The sequence below is a fragment of the Filimonas zeae genome (assembly GCF_014641615.1).
Taxonomy (GTDB): domain Bacteria; phylum Bacteroidota; class Bacteroidia; order Chitinophagales; family Chitinophagaceae; genus Filimonas; species Filimonas zeae.
Map to the genome: position 1 here is coordinate 83,119 of NZ_BMIB01000005.1, position 18,081 is coordinate 101,199.

Genomic DNA, 18,081 nt, shown 5'->3' on the forward strand with positions numbered 1-18,081 from the left:
ATGCCATGGAGAAATCATTACGTTTTGCCATTATTGACGATGACCAGGTTTATCAGCTGATTCTGAAAAAGACTTTTGAGAAAAGTCAGCCTGCTCATTCCCTGATGCAGTTTTACAATGGAGAAGAAGCTATTGACTTTTTAAAAGCCAATACCAGCAATCCAGTTCAAAGCCTTCCCGAAATTCTGCTGCTGGATATTAATATGCCTTTTATGAATGGGTGGCAGTTTCTGGAAGCACTGGAAAACCTTCCAATAGCAGGCTCTTACAAGCCCGTTATTCATATCATCAGTTCCTCTCCTGCCACTGAAGACATTGAAATGGCTGGCCAGTATAAACGCGTATCCAGCTACATAGTAAAGCCGGTAACAAAAGAGGTATTAACAGGCATTATTAGCAAAGCCTGTTAATACCTCTCAGGTATAGCTTAATTACTGCGCCAGAGAAATCCGGATTTGTAATCCGCCTCTGGTGGTAGTAATGGGTGAAGATGAAGAGATATAAGGTATTGTCTTCTGCTGATCGAAGTACAGCTTCACGTTAATACGATTATTCAGGATATAATCTATGGAAGGCTGTATTTTAATCACTTTCTGGCCACCGGTACTGTAACTGGCATTCTGATCAAGCGTACTGTTGTTCTGTGTATCATCACGCATAGAAACATCCAGTGTAATATTAAGATCATTATTCAGCTTTTTACTTCCCCCACTGCCCGGCAGTGCAAAAGGCAACACTAACCCACGTTTACGCCAGCTGAAACCAAAATTCCATTGGGTACTTCTTACCTCACTCAGTTGATAGTCAATCAGGCTCATACTCAGCTGACGACTTTTGATGTATTCAAACTTCACGTTCAGCTGGCTGATAGTGGTAACATCTATACCCAATAACGGGCTAAACTGCTCTTGTATGGTAAGGTTTGGCACCAGGAAATAAGGTACAAAGTTACCAGACACCGTATCTAAAAAGCCAGGAGAACCGAGATGGAACGGATCGTTAAAGTTAAGCGCGCTGGTATAGCTATTCATGCTCAGTGTTCCGTTGTAACCATGTGTAAGTGTTACGTTAGAGAATACATTCTGCAGCCCCAGCATACGCGACAATCCGGTATAAGTAGCCCGCCAGTTAGGCATAGGCTTAATACCACTGAATGGGTTGGATTTAATATTGCGGTTAGATTGTTTGATAAGACTAACGCTATTAGGATCTTTTCCGCTATATGCTGCAATGAATGCGGGTATAATTACTTCCTGTGAGTACCTTCCATAACCCGTATAATAACCATCCGGGGTTTTGGTTCCGTTCTGATAAGGGTTACTACGTGCAAGCCTTTCAGAGATAATCATACGGTTGTTCTGGAACTCTTTAAAAGTACCGGAAACCTCGCCTGAATTGTACTTGCGAAACATGGTTTTAAAGCTGATATAAGAAACACTGAAACCACCCGCTGCGTAAGGACTCAGGTGACCAAAATTGTTACCAGTGCCCGTAGTATCCTTAAATAGTTCTGAATATTCTTTGCTGAATGATTTATCAAGATTCAGATCGACAGTAAACTCTCTTATCGGCTCCAGCCTACCCGTTAATGCCAGCCTTTGATCAAAGGTTTGCCTGAACATGAGGTTAAAAGTAGAATCGCGCGAAATAATCCCCTGCTTTGCTTTGGCATCCAGCCATTCTGTACCCGGCTGTTTGCCCAATACAAAGTCCATTCCCGGCTGCATACTGCTCCAGTTTTGCCCCAATACACGTGTGCTATCCATATAGCCCGGAACGCGGGTGCTATAGTTAGCGGTATAGTTAACAGAAACGGTCTTCACCATGGTAAGCAATCTGCCACCGGCTTTTACTATACCACCCGGATTAATAGGTTCATTGGCCTTTAACAGTTTCGCTGCCTTTCTGGCATCTCTTTTCTGCTGACGCCATTTGCGCAGGGCTTCTCTTCTTTTTTTACCGGAAAGCCCTTTCACCACTTCCTCTCTGGAAGGTATGGTGGCCATGGGGTCTTTGCCGGCAGGGTTAACTGTGGGCGCTTTAGCAGGCTGCTTCTTTTGTGCAGGCCCGGCAGGCATGTCTATGGCATTTAACAGCTTCGATTTGCTATACAAACGCGTAAAGTCAAACTCTCCGTTTAACGTATTCTGCTGGCCATTTTCAATAATGTTACCCAGATTCAGGGCCAGGCGGCTGGCACCAATCCAGTTATAGTTGGCAGAGTAGCTATAGCGCACATTTATCCAGTCAGTCAATGGTAGTTTATTCAGCGGCAGGTTATAACTGGCCACTACTTTCTGTTGATATAAAGTATTACGCCCCCCCTTAAAGAAGTTATTTTTCACAGAGTCGCGCTTAGCCTTGGTATCCAGTCTGCCAGCCGGCTCGTCAACATAGGCTTTGTTTACGGCATTAAAATCCAGATTCAGTGAGCGTGCCAGATCCCAGCGGAAATTATAGTACCTGTCAAACGTAAAGTACTTGTCAAATGTGGTATCTACACGTTCCACTTTATTATCATAGGTATTAATAATACGCGGTATATAGGTACCAAACTGGCGATTAATATCTGTTCTGAAACCTATTAAAGAAGGTGTAAGGTTAAAGTTGAAATCGGTTAATAAAGCAAACCAGGGGCTCTTGCCTTTAAATAACCTTCTGAAGGGTTGTATGTATTTAGCCGTTCCGTTATAGGTGTAACCAAAGCCGCCATGATGTTTAATAACGCTATTGCGGGTTATAAGCGGGCTGGTTTGTACAGTACTGGTGTATGAATAACTAAAGTCGAAGTTACTGATGCTCCATAGCTTCGGCTTTTTACCGGTATTACCAAACCTTACGTTGGTAAAGTTCAGCGTTTTAATAGTAGTCTGGTCCAACGCTACATTTTTTACAGAATCTCTTTTATTACCTGCCGTTGCCAGTACATCATCCAGTTTTACATCCAGATTATAGGGATCATATTCCGGCGTATACGTTGTTTTATTAATGCTGGCGTATACAGGCATAGATACCCCAAGACTCTTAGGCATCAGTTTACCCGCATCAATCTGCAATGCAGCATCAAACTGCATCATATCTTCCCGGGCTCTTTCATTAGTGCGCTGTTCAATACTACCCCATCCTTGTGTGTAAGTATTGGCAGATAAAGAGAAAGTACCCAGATCTGACAATTGCATATCTACCCTGCCCAATGCAGCCCAGCCTCCTTTTTCGTCAATTTCTGCAAGCCGCAGTTCGTTAAACCAAACCTCTGCATCCAATGGCAGAGTGTTAGCGTCGGTGGCATTTTCTACCGCAATAAGGAAAGCATTTACTTCGCCCAGGTTAGGGTTACCCATGATAGATATAGTGCGGCCACTAATCTGCTCCCGGTATATGTTACTTATAGGAGCGCCGTTGCTGTTTCTTCTCAGTTTTAGTTTTACCAGCTCCTGCAGGCTTACATTCAGTTCATTATCTATAGGCCATATCTGTTCTCCTGTAGCCGCCATGGAAGGCTGCGTGATTTTTAATGGAACCTTTATCTCATAATAGTTATTAAGAAAGTCTTGTCCAATACGGATTACCGCATTCAATTCGTCATCCTGTACCGCTGTACGGCCGATCATAGATTCTGCGTGCATGAACATAGATAAACGGCCATACTGACGCATATCCAGATTCATAGTTTTAAACACCGCCCTCGAATCACCATTTACCAGGCCCCTTACTTTTAAACTCATCGATTGCTCGTTCTGTAGCAGGTTGACACCATTATTGCTCAGCATCTGCACCCTTTCAATACCAGGAGGTATTCTGTAAGGAATAGGCCTCCGATCGCTATTATCTTCCAGGTTTACTGCCTGCACATCAAATGTAGTACCGCCGGTATTTTGTATCGGCCTGTAAGAACCGGTGGTATCCAGATCATAAGTAAAATTTCTCCATTGGTTACGAACAAGATCAAACTTTGCAAAACGCATTACCACTGAATCTTCAAAACCACTAAGAAATAAACGGATAAAACGAATGGATTTAAAATCGGGAATATTACCCACTTTTCTGGTAAAGTCATTTACCGGAATACGGTACAGATACCAGCTTTCCTCTCTGGCATTATTGTTAGGGGTAGTGGGTGTAAAAGTTCTTTTGTCGGTAATATATTTAGAGCCCACCTGCATATTGGGAGTAAGATTGATCTCATACTCATAATAATCTTCACTTTCATTCAGAGTGTTATCCCGGTTCAAATCTTCATTATCAGGATATAGCGTTGCTGCAGGAGAAAACAGTGAACCTCCGGATACAACCGGGGAGTTACCCTGCGGCCTGTTAAAGTTTTTATACCTCCCAAGAATACCGGTTTTGGCAGCATCATAACTTTCATCGCGGTACCATTTATAGTTATCCGAAGAAGGATCGTTAAAAGCATCCCGGAATACAGTAGAAAACTGAGTAAAGTTTACTGACAGATCATTCAGAAACTTACCTCTTTTCTGGCGTTCCCCCGCATCATCCAAACCATCAAAGCCCAGATCCTGAAAAGCACGGTCTGAAGGTTCGTTACTAAAAGCCTGTGTAATCTGAATAGGGTTAATGGGCGTACGGCCCCAGGTAGTGGTACTATCTATTGAAGCAGATTGTGTAGGTGTATTTAAACCATTTTCATAAAACCTGCGACCGTCTTTAAGAACATCCTCACTAATGTCGCCCAGGTTGATATAAAGCTTACCACCCGTACTGTTGGGTTGCATAATATAAGGATCCTGTACCCAAAATTCAATAAAACCGATATTACCGGTTTCAAAGTCGGTTTGGTCAACGTTACGCATAATACCCCCCCAGCGACTACGTGGGTTCAGCAGATTACCTTCGGCATCAATTTCAGAGGGGCTGCTGGAGTAGTTGTAAGGCCCTCTTTCTCTCGGGTAAAAGGCCAGATCTAAAGTAGTTGCCTGAACATCCACAATATTCGTGGTCTTTTGCGGAAACAATTCAGTGGTATAAACAGCACGCACCCGCGGATCTGACAACGCTTCTCTTTCTCCCCTTAGCGGGTTGTTTACATTGCTTACATCCTGTAATATAGGCTCAATATTATACCAGGCAAGCTTTGCCCGGTTTTTACCATAATCAATAGAATCGGTAAGCGTAGCTTCCGGAAACAACCCATTGCCCGCAGGCGTAGAGGCCATTACCCAGGAAGTGGTAGGAAAACGTATGTCAATACTGTTGGTAGAGCCTTCAAAGTCATCAATATAAACCGCTCCTTCTGTACCACTTCCAATTTGTCCGGCATGCCCCGGTTTTAACATAGCAAACTCACCATAAGCATTAATAGTACTCATGGTAGTGGAGTTATAAAAAGGCAGCTTATTTAATGCACGGGTAAGGCCGGGCCATTCTGAACGATAATTGAAATCGAGCCCGTACATGGAGTTGTTAATAGGGTCTTCTCCATAATTCACTTTAGTAAAGAAGGGTCGCTCTGCCAGCTTTTCAAACGTAGCGCCGATAGCCAGTTGCTTGCTCACCTCATAATCAAGACGCATACCCATAAAGCTGCGTTGCTGCAAGCCAAACGTAGCATTGTTTTCAAACTGCACATTTACCGGCACACCCGAAGAAAGTATGGCCTGGTTAATTACACGCAGTGTGCCCAGGTTATAATCAATAATAAAGTCTGTGTTCTCCGTAAGCATTTGCCCGCCTGCTGTTACTTTTACCGATCCCTGTGGCACGTTCAGCGCTCCCAGATAAATCTCTGAAGTAGAGCTTCCTTTTACAGAGCCCTGCGCCACAAAACGGTTTACATTGGCATAGGTTTGCGCAATGGCTTTAATAGAATCGTACAACTGATAAAATACATACTTGTCTTTCAACGACTGCGGCATTCCTGCAAATGCCAGAGTATCCAGATCGCGCCCGAAAGGTTCCAGTACAGGGAAGATAATTTTACCCTGTTGAGATAACACGGTAAATCCTTCTACATAGTCATATTCTCCATCCGGCAAAGGATCGTTCCTGTTGTTTAACCTGTCCAGGTTAACAATGCGGAGCAATGATTTACCTTCTACACCAGGAGCACTTTCGGGCAGGTAACGCTTATAGCCACCACTGGGGTCCTGATACAATACATTCAGTTTAAAATCCTGCTGCTGTAAACCGGTTACATCCAGCGAGTATACGTTCTTCATCAGTAACCTCCACAGAGGCAGATTTACACGCTGTGAAGTAGCTTTCAGCAGTTTTACAAACAGTACCTTTTGTACCCCTTTTGAAGAATCAACCGCTACATCCTGAGAAAATTCACCCACCTGATATACGCGGCCATTATAAGTATATTGATAAGCAACACCCAATACCTGGTCTGACTGCAATTGCTGATTTAAACAGACAAAACCCGCCTGCGGGTTAAAATAATATTCAGAAGGATTCAGTTTACGGGCAAAAGTTTTTTCAAAATCATTCACGGGCCGTAAACCTCTTGCCTGTAGTAGTGAACTTACCAGATTGGGGTTACGGTTAGCCTCGTTACCTGCCAGAAATCCGTACAAATCGTTAGCTCCGTTCTGTGGCAGCGGGCTGGATGTAGCAGAGTTAATACTGGTATTGTACGGAGCGTTTTCGCCCAGATCCATTAATCCCACAACGTTTCTGGTTTCGGTAGTAGCACCCGTGCGGTTGGTAACCCATACTTCCACCCGGAGTATCTGTACCTGGCTGCTTACCACAGGCAGGTTACTCATGGTTTTATTATAGGTATTACGGAAGTATTGGGCCATTAAGAAGTTCCGGTTCTCTTCATAATCATCCAGCTTCTTATTCAGCGTTTGTTTTAAACCGCCGCCCTGTAATGCCAGTGATTGCTTTTGCGACCTATCATTGGCCAGTGCCGTGGTAATACCTAAACGACCAAATTGCAACTGCGTTTTTATACCAAACAAACTTTGTACGCTGGACATGAGTGTACCTTTGGATTGGAAAGAGATATTACCCGCTTCAATACTCCGGATAATTTCATCATCCATACCCTTATAATCCAGCTTTATCTGGTTTTCAAAATCGAAGTTGGCAAGTGTGTTATAGTTAATGGGTAGTTTAAGCTTATTACCAATGTTACCAATTACGTTCAGGTTGGCATTCATGTCAAAATCAAAACCACCTGTTTTCCGGGCACGTTCCGGCAGGGTTGGGTTATCTATCTTCTGGCCCTGATAGCCCAGCAACAAATCTACGTTACCCTGTGGCTTAATGTTTACTTTTAATCCACCACTATCTACCCCAAAAATGCGATCGAACAGTTTATTGTACATCTGCATTTTGGGGCGCCTTGATTTTTTATTCAGATCAAAAAGCGTTTGCGACCGCTGGCTGAAATAATCCGCTTCTGCCTGTTGACTCCTTAAACGCCAGAACTCATCAAACGTGAGGTAAGTGGGTTTGCGGTAGTACGTTTTACCAACTTTTTCTACGATGTAATATTGACGGGTAACAGGATCGTATTCCACCGTACGTTTTAGGTAAGAGGTATCTCTGATATCAAAAGGATTAGCACGCGGAGCAGTGTAAGGGTCACCTCTCCGGTCTTGTATAGGAAAACGAAGTGAATCGGTTTTCTGGCCCTGTGCTTCCTGCACACAAAACAGCCAGCATACCAGCATAGGTATCCAATGAAACCGAAAACTATATTTGCGGGTTATCAATTTTCTGTCTAGCTCTGGTTAAGTACAATTATATCAATAGGCTCAAATATTTTTCAGGGCCATTTTTATTAACGCTTCCAGTGTAAGGTCGTCCGTAAGATGATTGGATTTTAATGCTTTCTTCAAAGCTTGTTCGGCTAGCGGCCTGGCTATTCCCAGACTAACAAGGGCATTCAGTGCGTCTGTTTCCATGGAGTACTGCTGGGCATCTACCGGGCTAAGCATAGCCACATCAGGCGCTTGCTTATTCAGTTTATCCTTCAGTTCCAGAATAAGTCGTTCGGCAGTCTTCTTTCCTATTCCTTTAATTCCTTCCAGTTGCTTTGCATTTCCCTGAACAATAGCCTTTACTATTTCTTCAGGTCTCATACCGGATAGCATCATTCTTGCAGTGGAAGCACCTACGCCAGACACACTAATCAACTGCAGAAAAAGATCTTTCTCTCTAAGCTCATGAAACCCATACAGTGTATGACCATTTTCTGTAATGTGCAGATATGTGAACAATTGCCCTTTTTCCAGGTTGCTTATGGCGGAGAAGGTGTGGAGGCTGATATGTAAGTCATAACCTACTCCATTCACATCTACGATCACCTGGGCCGGGGTTTTGTGCGCAAAAACGCCTCTTACAAATGCTATCATATACCGAGTTATTTCAAAAATAGGGGTTTTTCTGCCGGATTTGTGTAATTTTTAACTAGTTGCGCATTAATTTTTTTATTTCTTCCATCCCTTAAAATTGAAAAACCAGATTAATTAATTGTCAATACCTTTGGCACCTTTAATTGAATTTATAGCATGAACAAAATAAATGCAGCCATTACAGCTGTAGGAGGATATGTACCGGAGTACAGGCTTACCAATCAGGAGCTGGAAAAGATGGTAGACACCAATAATGAATGGATTATAGCCAGAACAGGCATTGAGGAAAGACGTATTTTAAAGGGGGAAGGCAAAGCCAGCAGCGATATGGCCGCACCCGTAGTAGAAGAAATACTCAGAAAAAGAAATATCAGCGCCGAAGAAATTGATTGTATTATCTGTGCTACGGTTACCCCTGACATGGTGTTTCCGGCTACTGCCAATATTGTTTCTGACAAAGTTGGGGCTGTTAACGCCTTTGGTTTTGACGTTAGCGCTGCCTGTAGCGGTTTCATTTACGCCCTTACCACCGGTGCTGCTTTTATTGAAAGCGGCCGCTATAAAAAAGTAATTGTAATTGGCGTGGATAAAATGAGCGCCATTATTGACTATACCGACAGAAATACCTGCGTAATCTTTGGTGATGGTGCCGGCGGCGTACTGCTGGAACCTGATGAAGAAGGCTATGGTTTGAAAGACAGTATTCTGAAAAGTGATGGTGCCGGAAGGCATTATCTGCATATGAAAGCAGGTGGTTCTCTGAAACCGGCTTCTATTGAAACTGTTACGGCCCGTGAGCATTTTGCTTACCAGGAAGGTAAAACAGTATTCAAATTTGCCGTTACCGGCATGGCAGACGTGGGCGCACAGATACTGGAGCGTAATAACCTTACCGCTGATGATATTGCCTGGTTAGTACCACACCAGGCAAACCTGCGTATTATTGACGCCACCGCTACCCGTATGGGCTTACCGAAAGAAAAGGTAATGATTAACATTATGCGGTATGGTAACACAACGGCTGCCACCATACCACTATGTTTATGGGAGTGGGAAAAGCAGCTTAAAAAAGGTGATAACATTATTCTCGCAGCTTTTGGTGGCGGTTTTACCTGGGGTTCATGCTGGGTAAAATGGGCATACAACAGCTAGATTATGTAATAAGCTTTATCAGCGGCCGGTACCTGTGGTACCGGCCGCTTTTTTTTACATATTCCTGGCATGAAAATGAGTAACTTGAAGTAGAAAGCTGTTAATATGAAACATCTAACCTTACTCTTGTCCTTTACACTCGGATGCCTGCTATTTGCCGATGCGCAGAAAACCTCAGTAGAACATACATGGTATAACGCCGAAAAAACGTCTAAAATTCAGATATATAAGGCTACAGATGGTAAATTTTACGGCAAAATTACCTGGTTGGCGCAGCCCAATGATGAAAATGGTAAGCCCCGTACAGATGTTAAGAATCCTAAGGATAATTTGCGTAATACACCATTACTCAACTATCCCATCCTCAAAGCATTTGTTCAAAACACCAAAGATGCAAATGTGTACGAAGAAGGTACTGTTTACGATCCAAAATCGGGTAAAACCTACTGCGGCAAATTGACTGTAGAAGGTAAAACATTGCGTTTAAAAGGCTTTGTCTGCGGCTTTTCACTGCTTAGCCGCTCCAGCACCTGGGAACTTGCTGAATAAGCATTAATAGAAATGACCCACCTGTGCAAATAGGCTCATCCGGGTTATTGCGTAATTTACGCTTCCAATAATGTAAATAACGCCTTAACCTAACAGAAGAGAATGAGCATTACTATACGCAGGGCCGAACAGGCGGACTGCCCCAGACTGATGGAATTAGTGCGCGAACTGGCGCTTTACGAAAAAGCCCCCGGGGAAGTAACCGTTACATTGGAGCATTTTGTAGAAAGTGGCTTTGGCCCCTCACCTGTATGGTGGGCTATTGTAGCAGAAACAGCAGTATCTGAAACTGAGAAAAATGTGGTGGGCTTTGCCCTGTATTACATCCGCTACTCTACCTGGAAAGGCCAGCGTATGTACCTGGAAGACCTGCTGGTTACCCAGGAATGGCGCGGTAAAGGAATAGGCTCTCTACTATTTCAGCAATTGTTTCAGGAAGCAAGGGAGCGGCAGTTAAAAGCTGTTAGCTGGCAGGTGCTGGACTGGAATGAACCCGCCATTAATTTCTATAAAAAGCTGAATGCCAGTTTTGATGGGGAATGGATCAACTGTGCAGTGAACGTATAATAAAACAAGGTTCATAGCTAACGCTGCATCAGGAAACTACCTGTTTTGCCGCCGGTAAGCTATGAACCTTTGTATTTGGTTGTGTAACCGTTAAGATACTCCGTCGGTTACTGCTGTTTTTTCAATTTTAGCTACAAGCCCCTGTAATACTTTACCAGGTCCTGCCTCAGTGAAATGAGTAGCACCGTCGGCTACCATTGCCTGCACACTCTGTGTCCATCTTACAGCACCGGTTAACTGGCTTATCAGGTTTTGTTTAATAGCTGCCGCATCGCTTACTGCACGGGCTACCACATTCTGGTATACAGGACAAGCGGGAGTATTAAAAGTAGTTGCTTCTATAGCTGCTGCCAGTTCTTCACGCGCAGGGGCCATTAAAGGAGAATGGAACGCACCGCCTACAGGTAGTACAAGCGCACGCTTTGCACCTGCTGCTTTCAGTCTTTCACACGCCACATCTATGCCCCGGATGCTGCCGCTGATTACCAGCTGGCCCGGGCAGTTATAGTTAGCTGCAACTACTACCTCTTTGGTTTCATTCTGCACTTCTGCACAAATCTCTTCCACTCTGGCATCATCCAGTGCCAGTACTGCCGCCATAACAGAAGGGGTTAACTCACACGCTTTTTGCATAGCCTGTGCGCGAATGCTTACCAGCTTTAAAGCGTCTTCAAAAGAAAGTACACCGTTCGCTACCAGGGCCGAAAATTCGCCCAGAGAATGGCCCGCCACCATATCAGGTATTGCGTTCTCCAGCGTGTTGTAGGCTATTACAGAATGTAAAAAAACGGCTGGCTGGGTAACATTGGTTTGTTTCAGCTCGGCATCGGTGCCGGTGAACATAATTTCACTGATATTAAACCCTAATATATCGTTCGCTTGCTCAAACAGCGCTTTGGCCTTTTCGTTAGATTCATATAAGGCCTTTCCCATACCACTGAACTGGCTGCCCTGTCCCGGGAAAATATAAGCATGTTTACTCATAACAGATGGATAACTTTTTTGCAAACGTAATGTAACTGAGTTAGATAGCCCCGATCACGAAAACATATAAATAAGGGATATGCGCTCTTCCTGCCTTAACTAAGGTCGGAAGCTATCAACTTCAAAAACTCGTTACGGGTAATATGATTGTGCAGAAACTCTCCGTCAAACGCCGAAGTAGTGGTTACAGAGTTTTGCTTTTGCACACCACGCATCATCATACAAAGGTGCTTTGCTTCTATTACCACTGCTACTCCCAGCGGGTTCAACGCCTCTTTAATAGCACCCAATATTTGTGTGGTTAAACGTTCCTGTACCTGCAAACGGCGGGCAAATACATCTACCACCCGGCCCAGCTTGCTTAACCCGGTAATATATCCGTTAGGTATATAAGCAATATGCGCCTTACCAAAAAAAGGAAGCATATGATGCTCGCACATAGAATACAGTTCAATATCCTTCACAATAACCATCTCACTAACATCTTCCTTAAACTTGGCAGAGTTGAGTATGTCCACTGCGTTCAGCTCATACCCTTGTGTAAGATATTGCATAGCCTTGGCCATACGCTCCGGCGTTTTCAGTAAGCCTTCACGCTCCGAATCTTCACCCAGTAACTGCAACGCATCCTTATAACTCTTCATCAGCCCTTCCGTCACACGCTCATCGTATTCTTCAGTTTTTCTGTATGCCATCTTGTAAATGTTTTATGAAATAGAAATCAGGCAGGATACTCCACAAAATTCCGCGGCGTTTCGTACAATCTTACCTGCAACTCCAGCGAAGCATCTACATGCGGGCGAAGTAATCCGTAAATTACCACAGCTATATTTTCCGCAGTAGGGTTGAGGCTGGCAAACTCAGCAGTATCCAGGTTCAGGTTCTTATGATCAAAACGATCCAGCACCTGTTCCTTTATAATATCGCTGAGTATTTTCAGATCAATTACATAGCCGGTAGCAGCATCAGGTACACCTGTTACTTTTACAATCAGCTCATAATTATGCCCGTGATAATTGGCATTATTGCATTTGCCAAACACAGCCTCGTTACGCGCTACATCCCATTCAGGAACATGCAGGCGGTGGGCGGCATTAAAATGCTCATGTCGGAATACTGCTACTTTGTTATCAGGCATTTTGTTGTTACTTATTCACCAAAATATTCAACGTAAATCCGCTGTGTTTCGTACAGTTTTACGCAATGTAGTTTTACCTGCTGCGGCAGATGCGGTGCCAGTTCGTTCCAGATGCCCATTGCCAGGTTTTCGGTACTACACATTTTACCACGCAAAAAGTCCACATCCAGATTCAGATTTTTGTGATCTACTTTCTTAATCACCTTCTCCTGCACCAGCTTGCTCAGCTTTTTCACATCCATTAAAAAGCCCGTATCAGGGTCCACAGTTCCCTTGATAGTAATATAAAGGTCAAAATTATGACCATGCCAGTTCTCGTTGGCGCAAACACCAAACACAGCATCATTCTGCTCTTTGCTCCAGTTGGGATTATACAACTTGTGCGCTGCGTTAAAATGTTCCAGCCGGGTTAGATAAACCATCTCGCTCCCAAAATTTTTGCAAAGTTAACTGTTTCTGCGTTTATACCTATTTTACCACGACCTTTGCCTTATTATGCGCGTAGTTATTACAGCAGCCACTATAGGCGAATGGATGCCCGCTTATGCAGGTCTTGACCCGCTTTACCAGAAAAGCAAACGGCTTAATGTAACCTTTCACCAGTGTGGGGTAGGCCTTTTAGCCGCCACATGGGCCATTACCCGCCTCGCATACGAAGAAAAACCCGACTTGATTATACAGGCAGGTATTGCCGGCACTTTTGATACCTTCATGCCCCTTTCCTCTGTAGTGTTGATAAAAGAAGAAAGCCTTGCAGATACCGGAGTGCAGGAACATGGAAAATGGAGGGACATTTTTGACCTGAAACTGGAAAAACCCAGCTATCCCCCTTTTGAAAAAAGGAGGTTGCCTAACCCCTGGCTTAGTGAGTACAACCTGCTTAAACTGCCTGCTGTAAATGCAGTTACCGTAAATACGATTACTACCGGCGAAAAACGCATTCAGCAGATCCGCAAAAAATATCAGCCTGTTACGGAAAGTATGGAAGGCGCTGCCCTGCATTATGTATGCCGCCAGGCTAACATCCCCTTTCTACAGGTACGTGCCATTAGCAATTACATTGGAGAACGGGATAAAAGTAAATGGCAAATAAAGGATTCCATATCCGCATTGAACAATACACTGCTGAAGTATATTGATAAACTTTATAAGATAGGATGATATGAAACTAACGTTAGGATTTAGCCCCTGCCCCAACGACACCTTCGTTTTTGACGCCCTTGTGAATCATAAAATAGATACAGAAGGGCTGGAATTTGAAGTAGTACTGGCAGATGTACAAACGCTAAATGAATGGGCTTTACAGGGTAAACTGGATTTTTCTAAAATAAGCTATGGGGTGTTACCCTTGATTCGCCAGCAGTATACCGTGCTCAACAGTGGTGGCGCGTTGGGAAAAGGTGTTGGCCCCCTCCTGATTACTGCCGATAAAAATAACCTGATTAATTTTCAGGAACGTTTTACAAATGCCGATTCGCAGCCACTAATTGCCATTCCCGGCGAAAATACTACCGCTCATATGCTTTTTTCACTGGCTTTTCCCAATGCCCGTAAAAAGGTATTTAAGGTGTTTCATGAAATAGAAGACGCAGTACTGTCTGGCGAAGTAGATGCCGGAGTAATTATCCACGAAAACAGGTTTACCTATCATACCAGAGGCTTGCACAAAATAATGGACCTGGGTGAATACTGGGAAGCTACTGTAAAAGCACCTATTCCCCTGGGTGGCATTGTAGCCCGTAAAAATCTGGATCAGGCGCTTATAACCAGGGTAAATAGTCTAATTCAGATAAGTCTTCAATATTCTTACGACCATCACCACCACGAACTGTCCGATTACGTAAAAGCACACGCACAGGAAATGAGCGAAACAGTGATGCGCCAGCACATTAACCTGTATGTAAACGATTTTTCCAGACAGTTGGGTACCGAAGGTGAAAAAGCGGTGACAGCCCTGCTACAGGTATATCAGCAATTGCACCCCGGTACAGCAGTAAATACAGCTGCTATATTCAGTTGATTCCGGTGTTATTTTTTAACACTCTGCCATACGTATCCAGCGCTCTTTTGCGGGCATCCTCATGCACCACCATGGGCGCCGGATACTCAAAACCCTCCAGTTCCGGTACCCACTTCTTTATATAGCTCCGGTCTTTATCAAAGCGTTCTGTTTGTAGAGTAGGATTAAACACCCTGAAATAGGGTGCAGCATCACAACCACTTCCTGCTGCCCATTGCCAGCCGCCATTATTGGCCGCATAATCGTAATCAAGCAGCTTTTCTGCAAAATAAGCCTCTCCCCATCGCCAGTCTATCAGCAGGTGTTTGGTAAGGAAGGAAGCCGTAATCATACGCACCCGGTTATGCATAAAACCTGTTGTATTCAACTCACGCATGCCCGCATCCACTATAGGATAACCTGTTTGTCCGTTGCACCAACGTTCAAATTCCTTTTCATTATTTCGCCAGGGAATCCGGTCATACTCCTGCCGAAACGACTCTCCCGTACGCACATGTGCAAACTGAGCCAATATCATATGATAGAAATCGCGCCAGATCAGTTCATTCAGAAAAACTTCGCTCTTTCCCTGTGCCTTACGCGCCAATTCTCTAATGCTTATAGTACCAAAACGTAAATGAATACCCAGATGGCTGGTACCCTTTACACCGGGAAAATCGCGGGTATCTTTGTAATGTTCCAGCAAAGCATTCTTCACTTGTTTGGCCGGAAAACTTATCTCAACCTGCTCAAACCCCATACTCTCTAAAGAAGGTAAGCCATACGGGTTCTGTTGGTAAAACTGCTTATAGTATTTCTTTGATGGGTAAGAAGAAAGGTAAAATTCAGTAAGCTTAGCCTTCCATTTGCGACTGTAGGGTGTAAATACAGTATATGGAGTTCCATCATCTTTCACCACTTCACTCCTCTCAAAAATAACTTGATCTTTATAGGTGTGTAGTATAGCATTTTGTTTTTTCAGCAGTTCCTTTATTGCAGCATCACGATCTATTGCATACTGCTCATAGTCGTGATTGGTAAATACATGTGCAACGCTGTACTTCGTTAAAAGCGCAGTAAACATCCCTTCCGGTGTATCGTAATATACTTCCATACTGCTTCCAAACTCAAGTAATTGCTGTTGCATCTCTTCCAGCGCCTGATAAATAAAGGTTACTCTTTTGTCTTCAGCAGGTAGTTCATTAAGTATGTTGGTATCAAATACAAATACCGGTACTACCGGTAACTCCCCCTTAAGTGCATGATAAAGGGCCGCATTATCAGTTAATCGCAAATCTCTTCTGAACCAAATAATGTTTACTTCCGGTTTCATATTGTACAGGTAACAGGCCGGCAAGATAAAGGTTTAAGCAATAACCTGATAATCATACAAAAGAAGAGGCGATACTCTTTCGGGTATCGCCTCTGTATCTTCAGAAATCAGTAACAACAGATTAACCGTTGTCTTCTTCTTTCTTCAGTTTCTCTTTAATTTGAGCTAAAGCACCCAGATCACCTAAAGTAGCTTTTTCTACTTTGCTCTGGATGGTTTTAACAGCCTTCTTCGTTTTGTCAGCTTCAACTTTTGCCTCTTTCTTCACTGCTTCTTTTTCTTCAGCAACAGCTTGCTCCCAAATACGCGCATGGCTTACAACGATACGCTTTTCATTGCGATCGAATTCGATCACCATGAATTGAGCAGTCTCGTCAGCTCCTACGCTCTTACCATCTTCTTTTGCAAGGTGACGGTTAGGCGCAAAACCTTCTAAACCATAAGGTAACTGAACAATAGCACCTTTCTCGTCTTTGCGGGTAACTGTACCTTCGTGCAGGCTACCTACAGCAAACGTATCTTCCAGGGTGTTCCATGGATCTTCTTCCAGTTGCTTATGTCCTAATTGCAGTTTGCGGTTTTCTTTATCAATGCTCAGGATGATAACATCGATTTGCTCGCCAACCTTAGTGTACTCAGAAGGATGGTTGAAGCGTTTCAGCCAGCTCAGGTCGCTGATGTGGATCATACCACCGATACCAGCTTCCAGCTCAACAAACACACCGTAAGGAGTGATGTTTTTCACCAGACCTTTGTGCTTGCTTCCTTCTGGGAATCTTGTTTCGATAGTGCTCCATGGATCTTCAGTCAGTTGCTTGATGCTCAGGCTCATCTTACGGGCATCTTTGTCTAAAGTAACCACTTTAGCTTCGTGCTCGTTACCCAGCTTGAAGAACTCTTTAGCGTTGATTGGAGTGTTAGCCCAGGTAATTTCACTTACGTGTACCAGACCTTCAACACCAGGCTGAATTTCTAAGAATGCACCGTAGTCTTCAATGTTAACTACTTTACCTTTAACGGTAGCACCTTCGTGAATCCACTCAGGCAGCACATCCCATGGGTGAGGAGTTAATTGTTTCAGACCTAAGCTGATACGACGTTTGTCGTCGTCGAAATCCAGAACAACCACATTCAGTTTCTGGTCCAGTTTCAGCACCTCGCCTGGGTGTGAAATACGGCCCCAGCTGATGTCGGTGATGTATAACAGACCGTCCAGGCCACCCAGGTCCATGAAGGCACCGAAATCGGTGATGTTCTTCACAGTACCTTCCAGAACCTGACCTTTCTCCAGTTTGGAGATAATCTCTGCACGTTGTGCTTCGATATCGCTTTCGATCAGTGCTTTGTGAGATACTACTGCGTTTTTGATAGCCTCGTTTACTTTAACCACTTTAAACTCCATGGTCTTGTTAACGAACTGATCGTAGTCAGTAACAGGTTTAACATCGATCTGAGAACCTGGCAGGAAGGTTTCCATACCAAATACGTCAACGATCAAGCCACCTTTAGTTTTGCTGGTAACAGTACCGGTAACCACTTCGCCTGTTTTATGAACCTCAACGATTCTTTCCCATGCGCGGTGAATACGGGCTTGTTTACGGCTCAGGTGTAAGTGACCTTGTCTGTCTTCTTTCTCAACTACCATTACCTCTACAGTATCACCTATTGCCAGGTTCTGCAGATCACGGAATTCGTTTAAAGAAACCAGACCATCACTTTTGAAGCCGATGTTGATTACAACGTCAGTTTTGGTTAAAGCAACCACACCACCGTTTACAATCTCACCATCTTCAATCTGTACGAAAGTGTTTTCATACACTTTGTCATACTTTACCTGCTCTTCAGCAGAGTAATGAGAAACGTTGCGCTTATCAATACTCCAGTCGAAGTCGTCATGAGCGGTTGCAACAACCGGCTCAGCCACAGGTGCATTTGTTGTCGCAGTAGGTTGTTCTGCCGGAGCAGCACTCTCCTGTGCATCTGCGTTTAAGTTTTTAACAATTAAATTCTGAAACATAACATTGTCCCG

Annotated in this window: 14 protein-coding genes; 6 read left to right on the forward strand and 8 right to left on the reverse strand. The window is 43.8% G+C overall.

Going from position 1 to position 18,081, the window contains the following annotated elements:
* The first annotated feature begins 5 nt into the window (after positions 1-5).
* Positions 6-410: a response regulator gene (locus IEY13_RS24000; RefSeq protein ID WP_188957145.1), complete on the forward strand. Its 405-nt coding sequence runs from the start codon at positions 6-8 to the stop codon at positions 408-410.
* Between the two features lie 21 nt (positions 411-431).
* Here IEY13_RS24000 and sov read toward each other — a convergent pair whose 3' ends face one another.
* Positions 432-7,646, reverse strand: a complete 7,215-nt coding sequence (sov, locus tag IEY13_RS24005) for a T9SS outer membrane translocon Sov/SprA (protein WP_188957147.1) — start codon at positions 7,644-7,646, stop codon at positions 432-434.
* Positions 7,647-7,730: 84 nt separating this feature from the next.
* Positions 7,731-8,330 (reverse strand): Holliday junction branch migration protein RuvA, encoded by a 600-nt coding sequence (ruvA, locus tag IEY13_RS24010; protein ID WP_188957149.1) that lies wholly within the window; start codon positions 8,328-8,330, stop codon positions 7,731-7,733.
* A gap of 156 nt (positions 8,331-8,486) precedes the next feature.
* Here ruvA and IEY13_RS24015 point away from each other — a divergent pair, with 156 nt between their 5' ends.
* The 3 genes from IEY13_RS24015 to IEY13_RS24025 all read left to right on the forward strand — a co-directional run bounded on the left by IEY13_RS24015 (position 8,487) and on the right by IEY13_RS24025 (position 10,598).
* Positions 8,487-9,482, forward strand: coding sequence for a beta-ketoacyl-ACP synthase III (locus IEY13_RS24015; protein ID WP_188957151.1), 996 nt, complete (start codon positions 8,487-8,489; stop codon positions 9,480-9,482).
* 105 nt (positions 9,483-9,587) lie between these two features.
* The gene (locus IEY13_RS24020) at positions 9,588-10,031 is read left to right on the forward strand and encodes a DUF2147 domain-containing protein (protein WP_188957153.1); all 444 of its coding nucleotides are present in this window, start codon (positions 9,588-9,590) and stop codon (positions 10,029-10,031) included.
* A gap of 102 nt (positions 10,032-10,133) precedes the next feature.
* Positions 10,134-10,598, forward strand: a complete 465-nt coding sequence (locus IEY13_RS24025; protein ID WP_188957155.1) for a GNAT family N-acetyltransferase — start codon at positions 10,134-10,136, stop codon at positions 10,596-10,598.
* Between the two features lie 90 nt (positions 10,599-10,688).
* On the opposite strand, the gene fabD is transcribed toward IEY13_RS24025, so the two are convergent.
* The 4 genes from fabD to IEY13_RS24045 form a co-directional block, all read right to left on the reverse strand.
* A complete protein-coding gene (gene fabD / locus IEY13_RS24030; RefSeq protein ID WP_188957157.1) occupies positions 10,689-11,582 on the reverse strand; it encodes an ACP S-malonyltransferase in 894 nt (297 codons plus the stop codon).
* 95 nt (positions 11,583-11,677) lie between these two features.
* Positions 11,678-12,277: a GTP cyclohydrolase I FolE gene (gene folE / locus IEY13_RS24035; RefSeq protein ID WP_188957159.1), complete on the reverse strand. Its 600-nt coding sequence runs from the start codon at positions 12,275-12,277 to the stop codon at positions 11,678-11,680.
* 26 nt (positions 12,278-12,303) lie between these two features.
* Positions 12,304-12,720 (reverse strand): 6-pyruvoyl trahydropterin synthase family protein, encoded by a 417-nt coding sequence (locus IEY13_RS24040; protein ID WP_188957161.1) that lies wholly within the window; start codon positions 12,718-12,720, stop codon positions 12,304-12,306.
* A gap of 11 nt (positions 12,721-12,731) precedes the next feature.
* Positions 12,732-13,142 (reverse strand): 6-pyruvoyl trahydropterin synthase family protein, encoded by a 411-nt coding sequence (locus IEY13_RS24045; RefSeq protein WP_188957163.1) that lies wholly within the window; start codon positions 13,140-13,142, stop codon positions 12,732-12,734.
* 73 nt (positions 13,143-13,215) lie between these two features.
* Between IEY13_RS24045 and mqnB the strand changes: the two genes are divergently transcribed.
* Both mqnB and IEY13_RS24055 read left to right on the forward strand, forming a co-directional pair.
* A complete protein-coding gene (mqnB, locus tag IEY13_RS24050; protein WP_188957165.1) occupies positions 13,216-13,881 on the forward strand; it encodes a futalosine hydrolase in 666 nt (221 codons plus the stop codon).
* Position 13,882: 1 nt separating this feature from the next.
* Positions 13,883-14,740, forward strand: coding sequence for a 1,4-dihydroxy-6-naphtoate synthase (locus tag IEY13_RS24055; RefSeq protein WP_188957167.1), 858 nt, complete (start codon positions 13,883-13,885; stop codon positions 14,738-14,740).
* Here the strand turns inward: IEY13_RS24055 and IEY13_RS24060 are convergent.
* Entirely contained in the window at positions 14,733-16,052 is a 1,320-nt protein-coding gene (locus IEY13_RS24060; RefSeq protein ID WP_188957170.1) for a cryptochrome/photolyase family protein, read from the reverse strand. The genes IEY13_RS24055 and IEY13_RS24060 overlap by 8 nt on opposite strands.
* 121 nt (positions 16,053-16,173) lie before the next feature.
* On the reverse strand, positions 16,174-18,069 hold the full coding sequence (gene rpsA, locus IEY13_RS24065) for a 30S ribosomal protein S1 (protein ID WP_188957172.1): 1,896 nt from the start codon (positions 18,067-18,069) through the stop codon (positions 16,174-16,176).
* Positions 18,070-18,081 lie beyond the last annotated feature (12 nt).